Genomic DNA, 15,929 nt, shown 5'->3' on the forward strand with positions numbered 1-15,929 from the left:
CCGACGAGGGCGTCGCCGCCGCCGGCGTTCTCGATCGTGTGCGCGTCGCCGCCGGACAGCGTCGCCAGCTTGCCCTTGCCGAGCCGGTGGCGTTCCCCGCCGACGTGCAGCAGCGCTTCGCCCTCGAGCACCTGGTAGACCGACGTCCCCTCGCGAGCGGTCTCCTCGTCGCGTTGGCCGGCCTCGAAGCAGAGCAGGTCGACCTGCACCCCTTCGGCGCGCACCAGCGCGTTGGTTTGCACGGCGTCGAGGGAGAAGTGGCGGGCGTCGGCGATCGTCGCGATGGTCACGGGAGCCTCCTTCGGGGGCGCGGGGCGGGCGGCCGGCGGGGCCGGCCCGAACTCCCCGTCATGGTACGCGACGCCCTCCGCGGAGGGGGTCGCATCCCCGCCCCCGGGACGCCCCGAACGACCCCCGGAACGCCGTCCCGGGAGGGGCGTCCTAGAGGGGGTCGCGCACGCCGCACGCCCTGTGGATAGCGGAGGGGTCTTGACACGGCCCTGACGTTGTGCGTAGGCGACGGCGGGCGTCGCAAACGCCAGAAATACCGTCCTGGACGGACCTTAGAAAATTTAGTCGCGTCCAGCACGCGGACGCCGCGCGGCGAACGCACTTCTCCACAGGCCCAACGAAGCCTGTGGAGAACTGTGGAAAATCCGAGGAGGTTCGGCCCCGTCGCACGGGCGTCCGTGGACGGCCGTCGGGGGTCGGTTCCGGGGTCGGTTCAGGGGGCCGAGCCGGGCTCCGCGTCGCGGACCGCGGCGACGAACGCCGCGAGCTTCGCGGGGTCCTTCACGCCGGGCGACGCCTCCACCCCCGAGGCGACGTCCACGGCGTAGGGCGCCATCGCACCGACCGCGTCCGCCACGTTGCCGGGGTGGAGCCCCCCCGCCACGATCAGGCGCGGCGCGCCGCGCCAGGCGGCGGCCGTCGACCAATCGAACGCCGTGCCGCTGCCGGGCTTCGGGCCGTCGAGCAGCACCGCGTCCACCGGCCGTCCCGCCCACGCGTCGGGCGTGTCACCTGGATCGAAGCGCACCGCACGGATCACCGTCACGCGCCGGCGCAGGCGGGCGCACAGCGCGTCCGTGGCGTCGCCGTGCAGCTGCACGGCGTCGAGGTGCGCAGCGTCGATCGCGGCGTGGAGGGTGGCGTCGTCGGCGTCGACGAACACCCCGACCCGCCGCACGAACGGCCCTACCGCCGCGGTCACGTCGGCGGCTTCGGCGGGCGTCACCCGCCGGCGGCTGCCCGGCGCGAAGATCACGCCGATCGCGTCGGCGCCGGCCGCCTCCGCCGCGCGGGCGTCCTGCGGGCGCGTGACGCCGCACACCTTGACGCGGACGCGGCTCACGCCGCCCCCGTCGCGAGGGGGGCGGCGGGCACCTCGACCGGGACGATCTCCACCGGCCGCCCGACCACCTCGGCCAGCAGGCCCGACCGGGCCCGGGCGGCGTCCACCTCCAGCCGCGCGTCGCCGTCGACGTGCACCTCGACCTGCACGACCTCGGTGCCGACGTGCACGCGGAGGTCGTGGACGCGGCCGGCCTTGCTGCGCTCGAGCTGTTCGGCGAGGCGAAGCATGGCGGTCAGGGCCCGCAGGCGTTCCGCGTCCCCGGCATGGAGGACGGCGGGCGCGACGGTCGGGGTCGCCTTGCCCTTGCGGTGATGGAGCACCAGGTCCGCGATCAGCACCTGCTCGCGCGGAGTGAAGCCGGGTAGGGCGCGCGCCATGACGAGGTTCGCGCCGTGGCGGTGGTGCCCGAAGTAATCGATCGCCATGCCGACGTCGTGCAGGCGGGCGGCGGCGGACAGGAGGGCGCGGTCGTCGTCGCCCACGCCCAGCCGCGCCCGGAGGGCGTCGAACGTCGCGAGCGCGAGGCGTTCGACGCGCCTCGCGTGCACCGGGTCGGGGTCGTAGCGATGGGCGAGGTTGTCGACGGCGAAGGTCCGCACGTCCGGCGCGAGGGCGTCCGGCGCGTCGGGGAACAGGTAGGGATGGAAGACCCCCTCGCGCAGCCCGTGCCCGCTGACGAGGACGTGCTCGACGCCGGCGAGGGCGCGCACCTCGTCGAGGACGGTGGCGCCGGCGACGACGATGTCGGCGCGGTCCGCGCCGAGCCCCGGCACGCCGGCGCGCGCCGCGGCGTCCATGCCGGCGAGGTCGCCCGCGAGGGCGGCGAGGTCGTCGGCGGCGAACGGGTAGCCGTGGAGCAGCGGCAGCGGGTAGCCGCTACGCTCCTGCGCCGCTTCGGCGAGGGAGCGCAGGGTGCCCCCCATCCCGATCCAGGGGATCGCCCGGGGGCCGGGGCGGCCGTCGGCCTCCGCCGCCACCTCCCGCGCCTCCAGCCACGGCCCGACGGCGTCGCGTACCGCCGCGCGGAGCGCCCGCAGGTGCTTCTTCTTCGGCGGGTCGCTCGGCAGCCAGGCCTCCGTCGCGCGGACCGCGCCCAGCGGCCAGGAGGCGCCGGCGACGCTGCGCCGCGCCCGCATGTCGCTCAGTTGGAGGCTGCCCCCACCGAGGTCGAGGACGACGGCGTCGGGCTCGGCGAAGGCGTTCGCGACGGCGAGGACGCCGGCGGCGGCCTCCGCCTCGCCGGAGAGGACGCGCAGGTCGATGCCGGCCTCGTCCCGGGCGCGCGCCAGGAAGGCGTCGCCGTTGACGGCGTCGCGCACGGCGCTGGTGGCGGTCGCGACGACGTGCTCGATGCCGGTCGCGTCGCAGTAGGCGCGGAACGTCCGCAACGTCGCCAGGGCGCGGTCCATCGCCTCGGCGCGCAACACCCGCCCCTCGCCCATCCCCTCCGACAGGCGGACGACGTCCCGGAGTTGGTCGAGGTGGCGGTACCCGGCGCCCGGCACGTAGGCGAGCGCCACGAGCTTCGCGGTGTTGGAGCCGAGATCGACGACGGCGAGGCGGCGTTCCGGCTCCGGCGCGGGCATGCGGGGAGGATAGCCCAGCGGGGGCGACCGGCCCCCGCTGCGGGGGTCAGCTGGGCACGACGTCGAGGACCTCGGCGTCGGCCCAGAGGCCCTCGAGGTCGTAGAACTCGCGGGCGTCGGGGCTCATGAGGTGCACGACGACGCCGCCGTAATCCATCAACACCCAGCGGCTGGAGGGCGCCTCGACGTTGCGCGGGAGGCGCCCGTGCGCCTTCATGCGTTCCTTGACGGCGTCCTCGAGCGCCGTCATCTGCGGTTGCGATTCCGCGCTGGCGATCACGAAGCAATCCAGCGACGCCGTGAGGGGCGCCAGGTCGAGGACGCGGACGTCGAGCGCGCGCTTGTCGTCGAGCGCGTCGACGATCCACTGCACCTCGGCGAGGTGCTCGGGGAGGGGCGCGCCGGCCGGCGCGTCGGGGGTGGGGGCGTCGGAGGTCGGGGTGTCGGGCGTCGGGGTGTCGGGGGTGGGGGCGTCGTCGGGCATCACCAGGTCACGGCTCCATGGGTACGAGGGCGGCGTCGCCCGCGGGGGCGGCGAGGTCGGCTTCGTCGGCGCGCCCCATCGGGGTCATGGCGAACGCGTCGCCGGCCAACACGAGTTCGATGCCGGGCCGCACGCCGTCCGACGGCGCGAGCCGGTCCACCTGTTGCGTACCGACCCCGAGCAGGTCGGCGTAGAAGCCCGCGTCGCGCCAGTGCTCGGCGGTGGCGAGGACGCGGGTCCCGCTGGGGTCGAGACGCCCGGTCGTCAGGGTGATGCGCTCGGCGGGCACGCCGAACGCGACGAGGCGGTCGCGGTACCACGCCCCGAGGCCGTCGCGGCCGCTGGCGTCGACGATGCGGAGGGGGACGTCGGGCGGCGTCGCGACGGCGGGGGCGGTGCCGCCGTACGTGTCGGCCAGGAAGCGGCGCACCGCGACGGGGTCGGCGACGAGGCCGAGGGCGCCGTCGCGCTCGACCTCGAGGGTCGGCAGCGTCGCGCTGCGGATCTCCAGGTCCACCAGCCGAGGCGCGACGCGGCCCACGAGGGCCGGCGAGACGCTGGTCTCGACCCGCGCGAGGTAGGTGCGCAGCAGGTCCGGCACCGCGAAGGCGGTGCGGAACTGCAGCTCCTTGACGCGCGCCAGCATCGCGTAGGCGAGGCGCTTGACGTTGTCGAGCCGGTCGATGTCGCCGCGCAGGAACTGCCGGTAGCGCACGAACTCGCTGGCCGCCTGGCCGTCGAGCCGTTGCGGGCCCGGCTGCAGGTCGATCGTCAGGTCGCCGGCGACGTCGCGGTAGTACATGCGGGTGGGGACGTTGACCTCCACCCCGCCGAGCGCGTCGACGAGCTCCTGGAAGATCTGCAGGTCGATGATCGCGTAGTCGTCGACCGGGAGCCCGACCGCCGCCTCGACGCGCCGCATGAGGCCCTCGGGCCCTTCGCGGGCGAGGGTGCCGTTGATGCGCGCGGTGCCGTCGCCGACGAACAGGTCGCGGGGGATCGCGACGAGGGTGACGACGTCGTCGATGAGGCTGGCGTAGAGGATCGTGTCGGTGTTCACGCCGCGCGGGTCGACGTCGCCGTCGAACTCCCAGCCGGTGATGGTGCCCTCCGCATCGTAGATCGGGGTGCTCTCCCCCTCGCCGTACAACAGGTCCCGGCCGGCGAGGACGAACCCGAGGACGTCGCCGCCCCCCTCGACGCCGAGCAGCGCGCGTTGCGCGTCGCTCCACGCCGCGCGCTCCTCGCCGCGTTGCAGCGTCACGCCGACGAGGCCGGCGGCGAGCACCACGATCCCGAGGATCTGCGCGGCGCGCAGGACCCGGACGTCGGCGACGGCGCGGCGCCAGGCCGCGCCGGCCCGCGCCGCGAGGCGGGGCCCGCGGTCGCGGGGCGCCTCAGGCGGGGTCGGGCGGGAGGGCATCGTGCACCTCGAGGGTCTTGGGGTGGACCGGCTTGCCGCGCGCGCGGAGGTAGTCGACCTTCGTGCGGACGGCGCGGCGGTAGGCGCGCGGCAGGTCGCGCATGGCGAGGTCGCGGACGTCGTCGTTCACGCCACGCCCCGGTTCGGAGACGTCGGCGACGTAGACCGCCATGCCGATCCGGTCGTGCGGCGCGACGCCGAAGACGTGCCCCTCGATCGCGCCGAGCACGCGCGGGTCGTGCACGCCCCACGTTTCGGCGAGGGCGCGCGCGGCGCGCCCGTGCACCGCGAGCGGGTGCGCGCGTTCGGTGTCGCTCTCCGGCGGCGCGAGCTCCAGCAGGCGCGCGTCGGGCAGGTCGCGGGCGGCGTCGTGGAGGACCGCGGCGAGCGCGGTGGCGCGCAGCTCGTCGTCCGCGAAGCCGTTGGCGCGACCGATCGTCTCCGCGAGGGTCGCGACGCGCTGGACGTGCGCCCACCGCTCCGGCGTCACGAGGGCGCGCACGCGGTCGCAGTAGGGCGCGACGCTGCTGCGCCGGCACGGTCCGTCGGGGGGAAAGAGGGGGGCGTCGTTCTGGGCCATGGGCGGCGCAGGGTCGGCGGCGACCGCGTCCGGGCGGGCCGACCCCGTCGGGGGGGAGGCTAGCACGCGGCCCCCGAATCCGGCGTGCGCGCGGCTCACGCCGTCCCGTTCGGCGGTTCGGAGGGCACGTCGGCCGCCGCGTCGGCCTCGTCGGCGGCGTCGCGGGCGGCGGCGTCGCCCCGCTCGTCGAAGTAGGCGAACTCCGCGTCGCCGATCCGGACGTCGTCGCCGTCGCGCGCCCCCGCCTCGCGCAGGCGGGCGGCGAGCCCCTGCTCCTCGAAGTGGCGCTGCAGGTAGGCGACGGCGTCGGCGTTGCGGGCGTCGAACCGCTCCACGAGCGCCTCGACCGCCTCCCCCGTCACGCGCCACGCGTCCCCCTCCCGCTCGACGCGGAGGGGGCGGGCGGTGACCGTCACCGGGCCCGGCGCGGCGGGGGTCACGGCGGTGCGGGCCGGCAGCAACGCGAACGTCGCGTCGCGCAACGCCTCCAGCCCGTCGCCGCGCTCCGCCGACGCCGGCAGGACCGGGAGACCGGTCGCGGCGAGGTCCGCCTCGAGCGCCGCGACCTCGCTCGGGGAGGCGAGGTCGGTCTTGTGCAGCACGATCATCGCGGGCAGGTCCAGGAGGCTGGGGTCGAACGCACCGATCTCGGCGCGGAGCGCGGCGAACGCCGCGGCGGGGTCGTCGGCGACGTCGAGGACGTACGCCAACAGGCGCGTCCGCGCGACGTGCCGCAGGAAATCCAGCCCGAGGCCCTTGCCTTCGCTGGCGCCCTCGATGAGGCCGGGGACGTCGGCGAGGGTGAAGCGTTCGTAGCCGTCGCGCTCGACGACCCCGAGGTTGGGCGTGAGGGTCGTGAAGGGGTAGTCGGCGATGCGGGGGGTGGCGTTGGAGAGCGCCGCGAGGAGGCTGGACTTGCCGGCGTTCGGGAAGCCGACGAGGCCGACGTCGGCGATCGTGCGGAGCTCGAGGTGCAGCGAGCGGGTCCGGCCGCGCTCCCCGAACTCCGCGAAGCGCGGGGTGCGGCGCGTGGAGCTGGCGAAGCTGGCGTTGCCGCGCCCGCCCGCCCCCCCGCGCGCGACGACGGCGGTCTGCCCCACCTCGACGAGGTCGGCGACGAGGGTGCCGTCCTCGGCGTCGCGGGCGAGGGTCCCGACCGGAACGTCGAGGACGAGGTCCGCGCCGTTCTTGCCGTGCCGCTGGCGGCCCTCCCCCTGCTGGCCGGTGCCGCCGCGGTAGGTGCGGCGCGGCGTGAGCTTGGCGAGGGCGCCGACGTCGTCGACGGCGCGCAGCACCACGTCGCCGCCGCTCCCGCCGTGCCCGCCGTCCGGCCCGCCCTTCGGGATGTACTTCAGGCGCAGGAACGACACGGCGCCGTCGCCGCCTCGGCCACCCTGGACGATGAGGGGGAGGGTGTCGCGGAACGTCATGGGGGGAGGGGGCCGGAGCGCGGTCCGGTACGAACGTGGGCGCGGCCGGTGCGGCCGCGCCCACGAACGAACCTACGGTGCGCGGTCAGTCGGCCGCCACGGCCTCCGGGTCGCGCCGTTGGATGGTGACGAACCGGCCCTTGCGGCCCTTGTCGACGAACTTCACGGCGCCCGGCGTGAGGGCGAACAGGGTGTAGTCGTTGCCGAGCCCGACGTTCGCGCCGGGGTGGAAGCGGGTCCCGCGCTGGCGGACGAGGATCGTGCCGGCCTCGACGACCTGCCCGTCGAAGCGCTTCACGCCGAGTCGCTTGGATTGGCTGTCGCGTCCGTTCTTGGAACTGCCGACGCCCTTCTTGTGTGCCATGGTTCCTCCTCCGGGCCTCAGCCGCGGACCGTGGTGACCCGCACCTCGGTGTACGGCTGGCGGTGGCCGGTGCGGCGGCGGTAGTTGGACTTCGCCTTGAACTTCTTGACGTAGATCTTCTCGCCGCGCCCGTGCGCGACGACCTCCGCCTCGACCTTCGCGCCCTCGACGTGCGGCGCGCCGACCTTCGGCGTCTCCCCGCCGAGCATCAGCACCGGCAGGTCGACGGCGCTGCCGACGTCGGCCTCGAGCGCTTCGAGGCGAACGACGTCGCCCTCCTCGACGCGGTACTGCTTCCCTCCGGACTCGACGATCGCGAACATGGTGTCTCCTATCGGTTCCCCGCCGTCGTGGACGCCCGCGCGGCGTCACCGCCGGGGTGCGGGGGCCCCGGCGGCCGGGGTGGGGGTGGCGCGAACCCTCGCGGGTCCGCGGCGCAGAAAAGCAATGTAGCAGGATTCGGCGCGCCGGCGCAAGGCGCAGGCGATCGCCTACCGGCGCCGCGGCGTCGACGCCCGCCCCACGGCACGCACGAGCAGGAAGATCGCCAGCGCGACCGCGGTGAGAAGGCCGGCAAGGGCGACGGCGGCGTCCAGGTCCCGCTCGAGGGTGGCGTAGATCGCCAGCGGCAGCGTCCGCGTCCGGCCGGCGATGCTGCCGGCGAACACGATCGTCGCGCCGAACTCCCCGAGGGCCCGCGCCCACGCCAGCAACGCCCCCTCGACGAAGCCGGGGGCGGCGAGCGGCGCGGTGATGCGGACGAACGCAGCCAGGCGGGTCGCGCCGTCGGTGCGCGCGGCCCCCTCGAGCTCGCGCGGGACGGCGGCGAAGGCGACCTTGAGGGCGCGCACGTAGAAGGGGCTGGCGACGAACGCCTGAGCGAGGACGACGGCGGTGGTCGTGAACGCCAGGTCGACGCCGGCCTCCGCGAGGGGCGCCCCGAGCCACCCGCGGCGCCCGAACACCAGCAGCAGCGCGACGCCCGCCACGACGGGGGGCAGCACCACCGGGAGGTCGACGAGTGCGTCGAGCAGCCCACGCCCGGGGAAGCGGACGCGGGCGAGGAGGTAGGCGAGCGGCGTCCCGAACGCCACCGTCAGCGCCAACGCCAGACCGCTCGTGAGGAGGCTGAGGCGGATCGCGTCGAGGGCGACCGGCAGCGTCAACGTCGCGAGCGCCTCGGGCGCGAGGGCGCGCACCAGCAGCGCGGCGACGGGGACGACGAGGAGCGCCGCGAGCGGCGCCGCGGCGAGGAGCAGGAGCGCCGGCGCGGGGCGGCGCCCGCGCCGGGACGGGCGGTCGCTCACGGGGCGCGGAACCCCCGCTCGCGGAGGAGCGCCTGCGCGACGTCGGAGTGCAGGAAGGCGACGAAGGCCGCGGCCAGGTCGGGGTGGTCGCTGCCGGCGAGCGGGGCGGCGGGGTAGCGGGCGTCGACGTTGGCGGCGGCGGGGATCTCGGTCGCCGCGAGCCCGTCGACGGCGGCGGCGTCGGTGGCGTACACGATCGCGGCGTCCGCCTCGCCGAGCGCGACCTTCGCGGCGACCTGCCGGACGTTGGGTTCCTCGCTGACGACGTTGGCGAGGACGGCCGCTTCGAAGCCGTCGCCGCGCACGTCGTTCAGCGCCTCGAGGGCGGTGCGGGCGTACGCCCCGACCGGCACCTCCGGCGCGGCGAGGACCACGAGGGTGCCCGGCGCCGCGAGCGCCCCGAGGTCGGGCAGGGGCGCGTCGGCGGGGGCGACGGCGACGAGGGCGTTGCGGGCGAAGACCGTCGGTTCGGCGGCGAGGAGGCCGGCGTCGTCGACGACGTTCATCTGCGCTTCGTTCGCGCTGGCGAAGACGTCGGCGGGGGCGCCCTGCAGGACCTGCGCGGCGAGGGTGGACGAGCCCGCCAGGTTGAGGTCGACGCGGACCCCCGGGTGCGCCGCCTCGAAGGCGACCGCGATGCGCTCCATCGCCTCGGTGAGGCTGGAGGCGGCGGACACGAGCAACGCCTGCGCCGCGGCCGGCGGGCCGGCGGCGAGCGCGAGCGTGAGGGCGACGGCGACGAGCGGGCGGGCGTGCGGCATGCGACTCCTCGGGGACGGCGGACGGTCGGCGAGAGGGGAATCTACCAGGTGCGTCGGGCGCCGCCGGTCACCCGGCGATCTCCTTCTGCAGCGCCTGAATCGCGTCGGTCGCGCCGATCGCCACCAGGCGGTCGCCGGGCCGCACCGCGAAGTCCGCGCCGGGGTTCACGCGGAGCGCCCCCCCGCGGGTCACCGCGATGATCTGCACCCCCAACCGGGTGGGGAGGCGCAGGTCGGCCAGGGGCCCCTGGAGCGGCGAGGCGTCGTCGACCTCCACCTCGACGACCTCGTGGTCGGGCCCGAGCTGGAAGGCGTCGACGATGCTAGGCGTCGCGATCTGGTGCGCGAGGCGCACCCCGAGGTCGTGCTCGGGACGCACCACCTCGTCCGCCCCGACGGCGGCGAGGACGCGGGCGGCCGCCGCGGTCGTGGCCTTGGCGACGAGGCGCTTCGCGTCCGCGCTGCGCGCGGCGACGGTGCACAACACGCCCGACTCGAAGTCGCTGGCGACGGCGACGACGACGACGTCGAAGTTCGACGCGCCGAGCTCGCGCAACGTCGCGACGTCGCTGCCGTCCCCGACCGCGGCGTGCGCGACGTCGTCCATGAGCGGCTTGAGGGCCGCCTCGTCGCGGTCGAGGACCACCACCTCGTGGCCGCCCTCGGTCAACGTCGTCGCGAGCGCCACGCCGAACCGTCCGGCCCCGATCACCAACACCGATTTCTTCACGTCGCCTCCGTTCCGGGCCGCCCCGCGGGGGGCGGCCGCCCCGTTCGACGGTGCCCCCTCACCCGATGATCACGTCCTCGGTCGGGCGCCGGACCCGCCGGGTGCGCGGCGCTTCGACGAGGGCGAGGGCGAGGGTGAGGGGCCCGATGCGACCGATCAGCATCAGGGCCATCAATACCGCTTTCGCGGGGGCGGACACCACCTCGGTCGCCCCGACGCTGAGCCCGACCGTCCCGAACGCCGACGTCGCCTCGAAGGCCAGCGCGAGCGGGGCGACGTCGGGCTCGAGCCACAGCAGGGCGGTGACCGCCGCCCCGAGCAGGCTGGCGGCGAGGAAGGCGACGACGAAGGCGCGGATCAACAGCGCGTCGGACACGCGCCGCCCGAACGCCTGCAGCGCCCCCCGCCCCCGCGCCAGCGACCAGGCGCTGCCGACCAGCACGAACGCGGTCGTGGTCTTGATGCCCCCCGCCGCCGATCCGGGACCGCCGCCGACGAACATCAGCAGCATCGTCCACGCCTGCGTCGCGGGACGCAGGTCGGCCGGATCGACGGCGGTGAAGCCGGCGGTCCGGGGGGTCGCCCCCTGGAACGCCGCCAGGCCGAGCCGGGCGTGCGGGGGGTGCGCCCCGAGGGTCGCGGGGTTCGTCCACTCGAGGACCGCGACGCCGAGCCCCCCGAACGCCAGCAGCGCGGCGCTGGTGACGAGCACGACGCGGGCGTGCAGGCCCAGTCGGCGGCGGGCGCCGCGGAGGCGCTGGGCCCCCTCGACGAGGACGGGGTGCCCGAGGCCGCCGGCGACGAAGCCGACCGCGATCAGCGCCAGCGGCAGCGCCCCCCCGAGCCCGCCGGCGAGGCTGGTCGCGTCGGTCGAGAAGCCGGCGTTGTTGACGGCGCTCACGGCGTGGAAGAGCGCCTGCCAGGCGGCGTCGGCAGGCCCGAAGCGGGGCAGGTAGGCCGCCCACAGCCCGACCGCGAGGAGCGCCTCGAGCGCGAACGTGATCGCCGCGACGCGCCGCGCGAGCCGCACGACCCCGCCGACGTGGAGGGCGCCGCGCTCCGCCGCCAACCGCAGGCGCTCCTCGACGCCGACCCGCGCGCCGAGCAGGACCGCGCCGAGCACGCCGAGCGTGACGATGCCGAGCCCCCCGACCTGGATCAGCGCGAGGATCGCGACCTGCCCCCCTGGGTTGAAGGCCGCGACGGGGACGGGCGTGAGGCCGGTGACGGTCACGGCGCTGACGGCGGTGAACGCCGCGTCGACGAAGGACACGTGGACGCCGGGGGCGTGCAGGGCGGGCCAGGCGAGGAGGGCCGTCCCGACGACGCTCGCGCCGAGGAACGCCGCGAAGATGCGGCGGGCGGGGCGGAGCGGACGCCTGGGCGTGGCGGGCCGGGGGCGACGGCGGAGCACGGGGGAGTCTACGCCTCCGCACGGCGGCGGGCCGTGCAGGCGGGCGGCGCCGTTGACGCCCGGCGGCCGGCCGGGCGAACCTTGAGGCTCGCGGCCTCCGGGGCCGCCCCGAGGAGGCGCGATGTCGACCCCGTTCGACCCGACCGATCACCCCCACCGCCGCATCGACCCGCTGTCGGGCGGCTCGGTGCTGGTGAGTCCCCACCGGACGAAACGCCCGTGGCAGGGCAAGCAGGAGACGCCGGCGCCGGCCGACCGGCCGGCGTACGACCCGACCTGTTACCTGTGCCCCGGCAACGAGCGCAAAGGGGGGGACCGCAACCCGGACTACGACGGTACGTTCACGTTCACGAACGACTTCGCGGCGCTGCGGCCCGACGTGCCGGACCCCGGGCCGGACGGGGATCCGTTGCTGGCGCGCTCGGGCGTGCGCGGCACCAGTCAGGTGATCTGTTTCTCGCCGCGGCACGACCTCACGCTCGCCGAGTTCGACCACGCCGGGCTCGCGCAGGTCGTGGCGTTGTGGGTGGAGCGCACCGAGGCGTTGGGGCGCGACTGGCGGTGGGTGCAGATCTTCGAGAACAAGGGCGAAGCGATGGGGGCCAGCAACCCCCATCCGCACGGCCAGATTTGGGCGCTGGACGCGCTGCCGACGCTGCCGGCGGCGGAGGACGTGCACCAGCGGGCGTGGCTGGACGATCACGGCGAACCTCTGTTGGTGCGCTACGCCGAGCTCGAGCGGGCGCGGGGCGAGCGGGTGGTGAGCGCCACGGAGCACTGGGTCGCGGTGGTGCCCTGGTGGGCGACGTGGCCGTTCGAACTGCTGATCCTCCCGCGCCGGCACGTCCTGCGCCTCCCCGACCTGACCGCGGTGGAGCGCGACGACCTGGCGACGCTCTTGGGGCGGGTGCTGCCGACGTTGGACCGGCTGTTCGACACGCCGTTCCCGTACTCGATGGGGTGGCACGGCGCGCCGACCGGGCCGGGCTTCCGCATCGAGGACGAGCACGCGGTGCACGACCACTGGCAGCTGCACGCACACGTCTACCCGCCGCTCCTGCGCAGCGCGACGGTGCGGAAGTTCATGGTCGGCTTCGAGATGCTCGGGGAGGCGCAGCGCGACCTGACGCCGGAGCAGGCGGCGGAGCGGCTGCGGGCGGTCGCGCCGTGAGCGGGGCGGTGCGGACGCCCGCGGCGTTGCGCGCGGCGTTCGAGCGGCACGTCGGTCGGCCCGCCACCGCGCTCGTGCGGGCTCCGGGCCGCGTGAACCTGATCGGGGAGCACACCGACACGAGCGACGGCTTCGTGCTGCCCATGGCGATCGACCGGGAGGTGCGCTTGGCGCTGGCGCCCCGCGACGACGGGCGCGTGCGCCTGGTGGCGCTCGACGTCGTGGGCGCGGACGGCGCGCCGGAGGAGGACGTCTTCGACGTCGGCGCGCCGCACGTCCGCGACGGCTGGGCGGCGTACGCGCACGGCGTCGCGTGGGCGCTGGGGGAGGTCGGTGCGCCCCGCGTCGGGTTCGACGCGGTCGTGACCGGCGACGTGCCGCGGGGGGCGGGCCTGTCCTCCTCCGCGGCGCTCGAGTTGGCGGTCGCGCGGGCGTTCCACGAGGCGGCCGTGCAGGCCGCCGCCGCGGAGGGCGGCGACCCGCCGCCCGCGTGGGACGCGACCGCGATGGCGGTCGCCTGCCGCCGCGCGGAGAACGCGTGGGTGGGCGTCGCGTCGGGCGTGATGGATCAGTTGGTGTGCGCCGCGGCGGAGGCGGGGTCGGCGTTGTGGATCGACTGCCGGACCCTCGACGTCGCGCCGGCGCCGCTCCCGCCCGGCGCGCGCGTCGTGATCCTCGACACCGGCACCCGGCGGGGGCTGGTGCACAGCGCCTACAACGAGCGACGCGCGCAGGTGGACGCCGCCGCGGCGGCGCTCGGGGTGGCGGCGCTGCGCGACGCGAGCGAGGCCGACCTGGCGGCGCACGCGCCGGACATGGAGGACGCCGTCCACCGCCGGGCCCGCCACGTGATCCGCGAGAACGCGCGGGTGCAGGCCGCGACGGAGGCGATGGCGGCGGGGGACGCCGCGGCGTTGGGGACGTGGATGAACGCGAGCCACGCGAGTCTGCGCGACGACTTCGAGGTGACCGGCCCGGCGTTGGACGCCATGACGGAGGTCGCGCAGGCGCACCCGGCGTGCTTCGGGGCGCGCATGACCGGCGCCGGCTTCGCCGGCTGCTGCGTCGCGCTGGTCGACGAGGCGCACGTGGACGGCTTCCTGCGTGACGTCGAGGCGGGCTACGTCGCACGGACCGGGGAGACGCCGGCGCTCTACCCCGTCCGCCCGACGGCGGGGGCCGGACCGCTCGACGACGGGGACTGACCCGTCGCCGACGCGCGGGCGGCGAGCAGGAAGGCGACGCCGGCGACGAGGGCGGGGGTGGAGAGCGACGCGATGACCGCCTGGCCGGCCGGCGCGCCGGCCGGCGTCGCGAGGCGGAGCGCCATCGGGACGCCCGCCAGCACGACGACGGTCCAGCCCGCCGCGCGGGGCACGCGGCGCGCCGCGACGGCGGCGGCGCCGGCGAGGACGTAGACGAGGGCGAGGTCGATCGGTCCGGCGACCGCCTGCCAGGCCACGACGGCGGCGGGCGCGACCGCCTCCCACGCCGCGAGGCCGATCGGGACGGTCGCGGCGGGGGCGACCACGCCGATCGCCGCGCGCGGGGCGACGGCGGCGAGCACGGCGAGCGCCGCGATCGCCACCCCCCACGGCGTCAGGATCGCGAGGGCGCGCGCGGGGCCGGGGTCGGAGAGAAGCTCACCGACGAGGATCAAGCCGAAGAACCCGCCGAAGACCCCGAGGAGGGCGCCCCCGACGAGGAGGTGGGCGTGGCGCCGGCGGGCGGGCGGCCGGCCCCCGACCGCGAGGTGGACGACGGCCAGCGCCGCGACGGGGAGCACGGCGAAGGCGAGGGGGGTGAGCAGGCGTTCCATGCGACCTCCGAACCCGGACGCCCCGCCCGGAACCCCCAGGGTAGGGGGGCTCGGGCGCGGGTGTGGCGCATCGGTACGCGCGGGCGGCGTCAGAGCAGGGTGCCGCGCAGCACGACGCTGGCGACGCTGAAGTACAGGACGATGCCGGTGACGTCGACGAGGGTCGCGACGAAGGGGGTGGAGGAGGCGGCGGGGTCGGCGCCGAGGCGTTGCAGGACCATCGGGAGGATCGTGCCGACGAGCGAGCCCCACAGCACGACGAACAACAGCGACACCCCGATCGTGAGGCCGACCCACGCCCACGCGTCCCCGAACCCGGCGCCGAACGCCTGCCCGAGGCCGACGCGCGCGAAGCCGAGGGCGGCGAGGACCGCCCCGATGATCGTGGCCGCCGCCGCCTCGCGGGCGACGACGCGGCCCCAGTCGCGGAGGCGGGCTTCGCCGGTGGTGAGGGCGCGGATGATGAGGGTCGCCGCCTGCGAGCCGCTGTTCCCGCCGGAGCTGATGATCAGGGGCACGAACAACGCCAGCACCAGCGCCTGCGAGAGGGCGTCCTGGAAGCCGGCCATGGCGGTGGCGGTCAGCATCTGGCCGAAGAACAGAAGCACCAGCCAGGGGAGGCGCTTGGCGACCATCGTGCGGATGCGGATCGACAGGTAGGGCTCGTCGATCGCCTGCGACCCCCCGAGCAGGTGGATGTCCTCCGTCGCCTCCGCTTCGGCGACGTCGAGAACGTCGTCGACGGTGACGATGCCGAGCAGGACCCCCTCGTCGCCGACGACGGGGAGGGCGGTGCGTTCGTACTTCTTGAACGCGGCGACCGCCGCCTCCTGGTCGCCGTGCGCGGGCAGGGCGACGTACTCGTGGTCCATGAGTTCCGCGACGCGGGCGTCGGGCTCGATGAGCAGCAGTTCGCGCATGCGCAGGTCGTCGACGAGGCGGCCCCCTTCGGTGACGTACACGACGTTCAGGGTTTCGCTGTCGCGGCCGTAGAGGCGCACGTGGTCGAGCGCCTCGCGGATCGTCCAGTGCGGCTTCACCTGCACGTAGTCGGGGGTCATGAGCCGCCCGATGGAGTCCTCGGGGTAGCCGAGCAGCCGCACGGCGACCTCGCGCTCCTCGGGGGACAGCAGGTTCACGAGGCGTTTCGTGACGCGGCCCGGGAGGTCGCCCAAGAGTTCGGTGCGGTCGTCGGGGCTCATGTCGTCGAGGATGGCGGCGACGTCGGCGTCCCCGAGCGCCCGCAGGAGGCTCTCCTGCGCGTCGAAGGGGAGCGCGTCGAGGACGTCGGTGGCGACGTCGCGGGGCAGCAGGCGGAACACGACCGCCTCCGATTCGCGGCCCAGCTCGACGATCAACGCCGCGACGTCGTCGGCGGCGAGGGGCAGCAGCTCGGCGCGCAGCTCGGCGAAGCGGCGCGCGGCGATGCGCGCGCTGCAGCGCTCGGCGAGCGCGACGACGTCGACGTCGCCGGTCGCGAGGGGGGGTGCGCCGGCGTCGCCG

17 protein-coding genes are annotated in these 15,929 nt (G+C 76.0%); 2 read left to right on the forward strand and 15 right to left on the reverse strand.

Features of this window, described 5'->3' with window-relative positions:
- From RI554_06610 to RI554_06670, 13 genes are all read right to left on the reverse strand, one after another.
- Window positions 1-290, reverse strand: a 290-nt coding sequence (locus RI554_06610) for a cupin domain-containing protein (GenBank protein ID MDR9391685.1), incomplete at its 3' end; no start/stop codon positions are given.
- A 434-nt stretch (window positions 291-724) separates the two neighbouring features.
- A complete protein-coding gene (locus tag RI554_06615; GenBank protein ID MDR9391686.1) occupies window positions 725-1,354 on the reverse strand; it encodes a phosphoribosylanthranilate isomerase in 630 nt (209 codons plus the stop codon).
- Window positions 1,351-2,943, reverse strand: coding sequence for a Ppx/GppA phosphatase family protein (locus RI554_06620; GenBank protein ID MDR9391687.1), 1,593 nt, complete (start codon window positions 2,941-2,943; stop codon window positions 1,351-1,353). The genes RI554_06615 and RI554_06620 overlap by 4 nt, the downstream gene beginning before the upstream one ends.
- A 46-nt stretch (window positions 2,944-2,989) precedes the next feature.
- A complete protein-coding gene (rsfS, locus tag RI554_06625) occupies window positions 2,990-3,427 on the reverse strand; it encodes a ribosome silencing factor (protein ID MDR9391688.1) in 438 nt (145 codons plus the stop codon).
- A 7-nt stretch (window positions 3,428-3,434) separates the two neighbouring features.
- Complete coding sequence (locus RI554_06630; GenBank protein MDR9391689.1) at window positions 3,435-4,850, reverse strand: LCP family protein; 1,416 nt, start codon at window positions 4,848-4,850, stop codon at window positions 3,435-3,437.
- On the reverse strand, window positions 4,825-5,430 hold the full coding sequence (gene yqeK / locus RI554_06635) for a bis(5'-nucleosyl)-tetraphosphatase (symmetrical) YqeK (GenBank protein ID MDR9391690.1): 606 nt from the start codon (window positions 5,428-5,430) through the stop codon (window positions 4,825-4,827). The genes RI554_06630 and yqeK overlap by 26 nt, the downstream gene beginning before the upstream one ends.
- Before the next feature lie 95 nt (window positions 5,431-5,525).
- On the reverse strand, window positions 5,526-6,860 hold the full coding sequence (gene obgE / locus RI554_06640) for a GTPase ObgE (protein ID MDR9391691.1): 1,335 nt from the start codon (window positions 6,858-6,860) through the stop codon (window positions 5,526-5,528).
- 85 nt (window positions 6,861-6,945) lie between these two features.
- Window positions 6,946-7,224: a 50S ribosomal protein L27 gene (gene rpmA / locus RI554_06645; GenBank protein ID MDR9391692.1), complete on the reverse strand. Its 279-nt coding sequence runs from the start codon at window positions 7,222-7,224 to the stop codon at window positions 6,946-6,948.
- Between the two features lie 17 nt (window positions 7,225-7,241).
- Complete coding sequence (rplU, locus tag RI554_06650; protein MDR9391693.1) at window positions 7,242-7,547, reverse strand: 50S ribosomal protein L21; 306 nt, start codon at window positions 7,545-7,547, stop codon at window positions 7,242-7,244.
- A 168-nt stretch (window positions 7,548-7,715) separates the two neighbouring features.
- A complete protein-coding gene (locus tag RI554_06655; protein MDR9391694.1) occupies window positions 7,716-8,531 on the reverse strand; it encodes an ABC transporter permease in 816 nt (271 codons plus the stop codon).
- On the reverse strand, window positions 8,528-9,292 hold the full coding sequence (gene modA / locus RI554_06660; GenBank protein ID MDR9391695.1) for a molybdate ABC transporter substrate-binding protein: 765 nt from the start codon (window positions 9,290-9,292) through the stop codon (window positions 8,528-8,530). Before modA ends, RI554_06655 begins: the two co-directional genes overlap by 4 nt.
- Window positions 9,293-9,359: 67 nt before the next feature.
- Window positions 9,360-10,022 carry a TrkA family potassium uptake protein gene (locus RI554_06665; protein MDR9391696.1) on the reverse strand — a complete coding sequence of 221 codons (663 nt, stop codon included), beginning with the start codon at window positions 10,020-10,022 and terminating at the stop codon, window positions 9,360-9,362.
- A 58-nt stretch (window positions 10,023-10,080) separates the two neighbouring features.
- Complete coding sequence (locus RI554_06670; GenBank protein MDR9391697.1) at window positions 10,081-11,436, reverse strand: potassium transporter TrkG; 1,356 nt, start codon at window positions 11,434-11,436, stop codon at window positions 10,081-10,083.
- Between the two features lie 121 nt (window positions 11,437-11,557).
- On the opposite strand from RI554_06670, the gene RI554_06675 reads away from it, so the two are divergent.
- Both RI554_06675 and galK read left to right on the forward strand, forming a co-directional pair.
- Complete coding sequence (locus RI554_06675) at window positions 11,558-12,607, forward strand: UDP-glucose--hexose-1-phosphate uridylyltransferase (protein MDR9391698.1); 1,050 nt, start codon at window positions 11,558-11,560, stop codon at window positions 12,605-12,607.
- Complete coding sequence (gene galK / locus RI554_06680) at window positions 12,604-13,812, forward strand: galactokinase (GenBank protein ID MDR9391699.1); 1,209 nt, start codon at window positions 12,604-12,606, stop codon at window positions 13,810-13,812. Before RI554_06675 ends, galK begins: the two co-directional genes overlap by 4 nt.
- Here galK and RI554_06685 read toward each other — a convergent pair.
- Together RI554_06685 and mgtE are read right to left on the reverse strand one after the other, a co-directional pair.
- Window positions 13,761-14,426 carry a hypothetical protein gene (locus RI554_06685; protein MDR9391700.1) on the reverse strand — a complete coding sequence of 222 codons (666 nt, stop codon included), beginning with the start codon at window positions 14,424-14,426 and terminating at the stop codon, window positions 13,761-13,763. The genes galK and RI554_06685 overlap by 52 nt on opposite strands.
- Window positions 14,427-14,515: 89 nt before the next feature.
- A partial coding sequence (gene mgtE, locus RI554_06690; GenBank protein MDR9391701.1) for a magnesium transporter occupies window positions 14,516-15,929 on the reverse strand: 1,414 nt, incomplete at its 5' end.

Source organism: Trueperaceae bacterium, assembly GCA_031581195.1.
Taxonomy (GTDB): Bacteria; Deinococcota; Deinococci; order Deinococcales; family Trueperaceae; genus SLSQ01.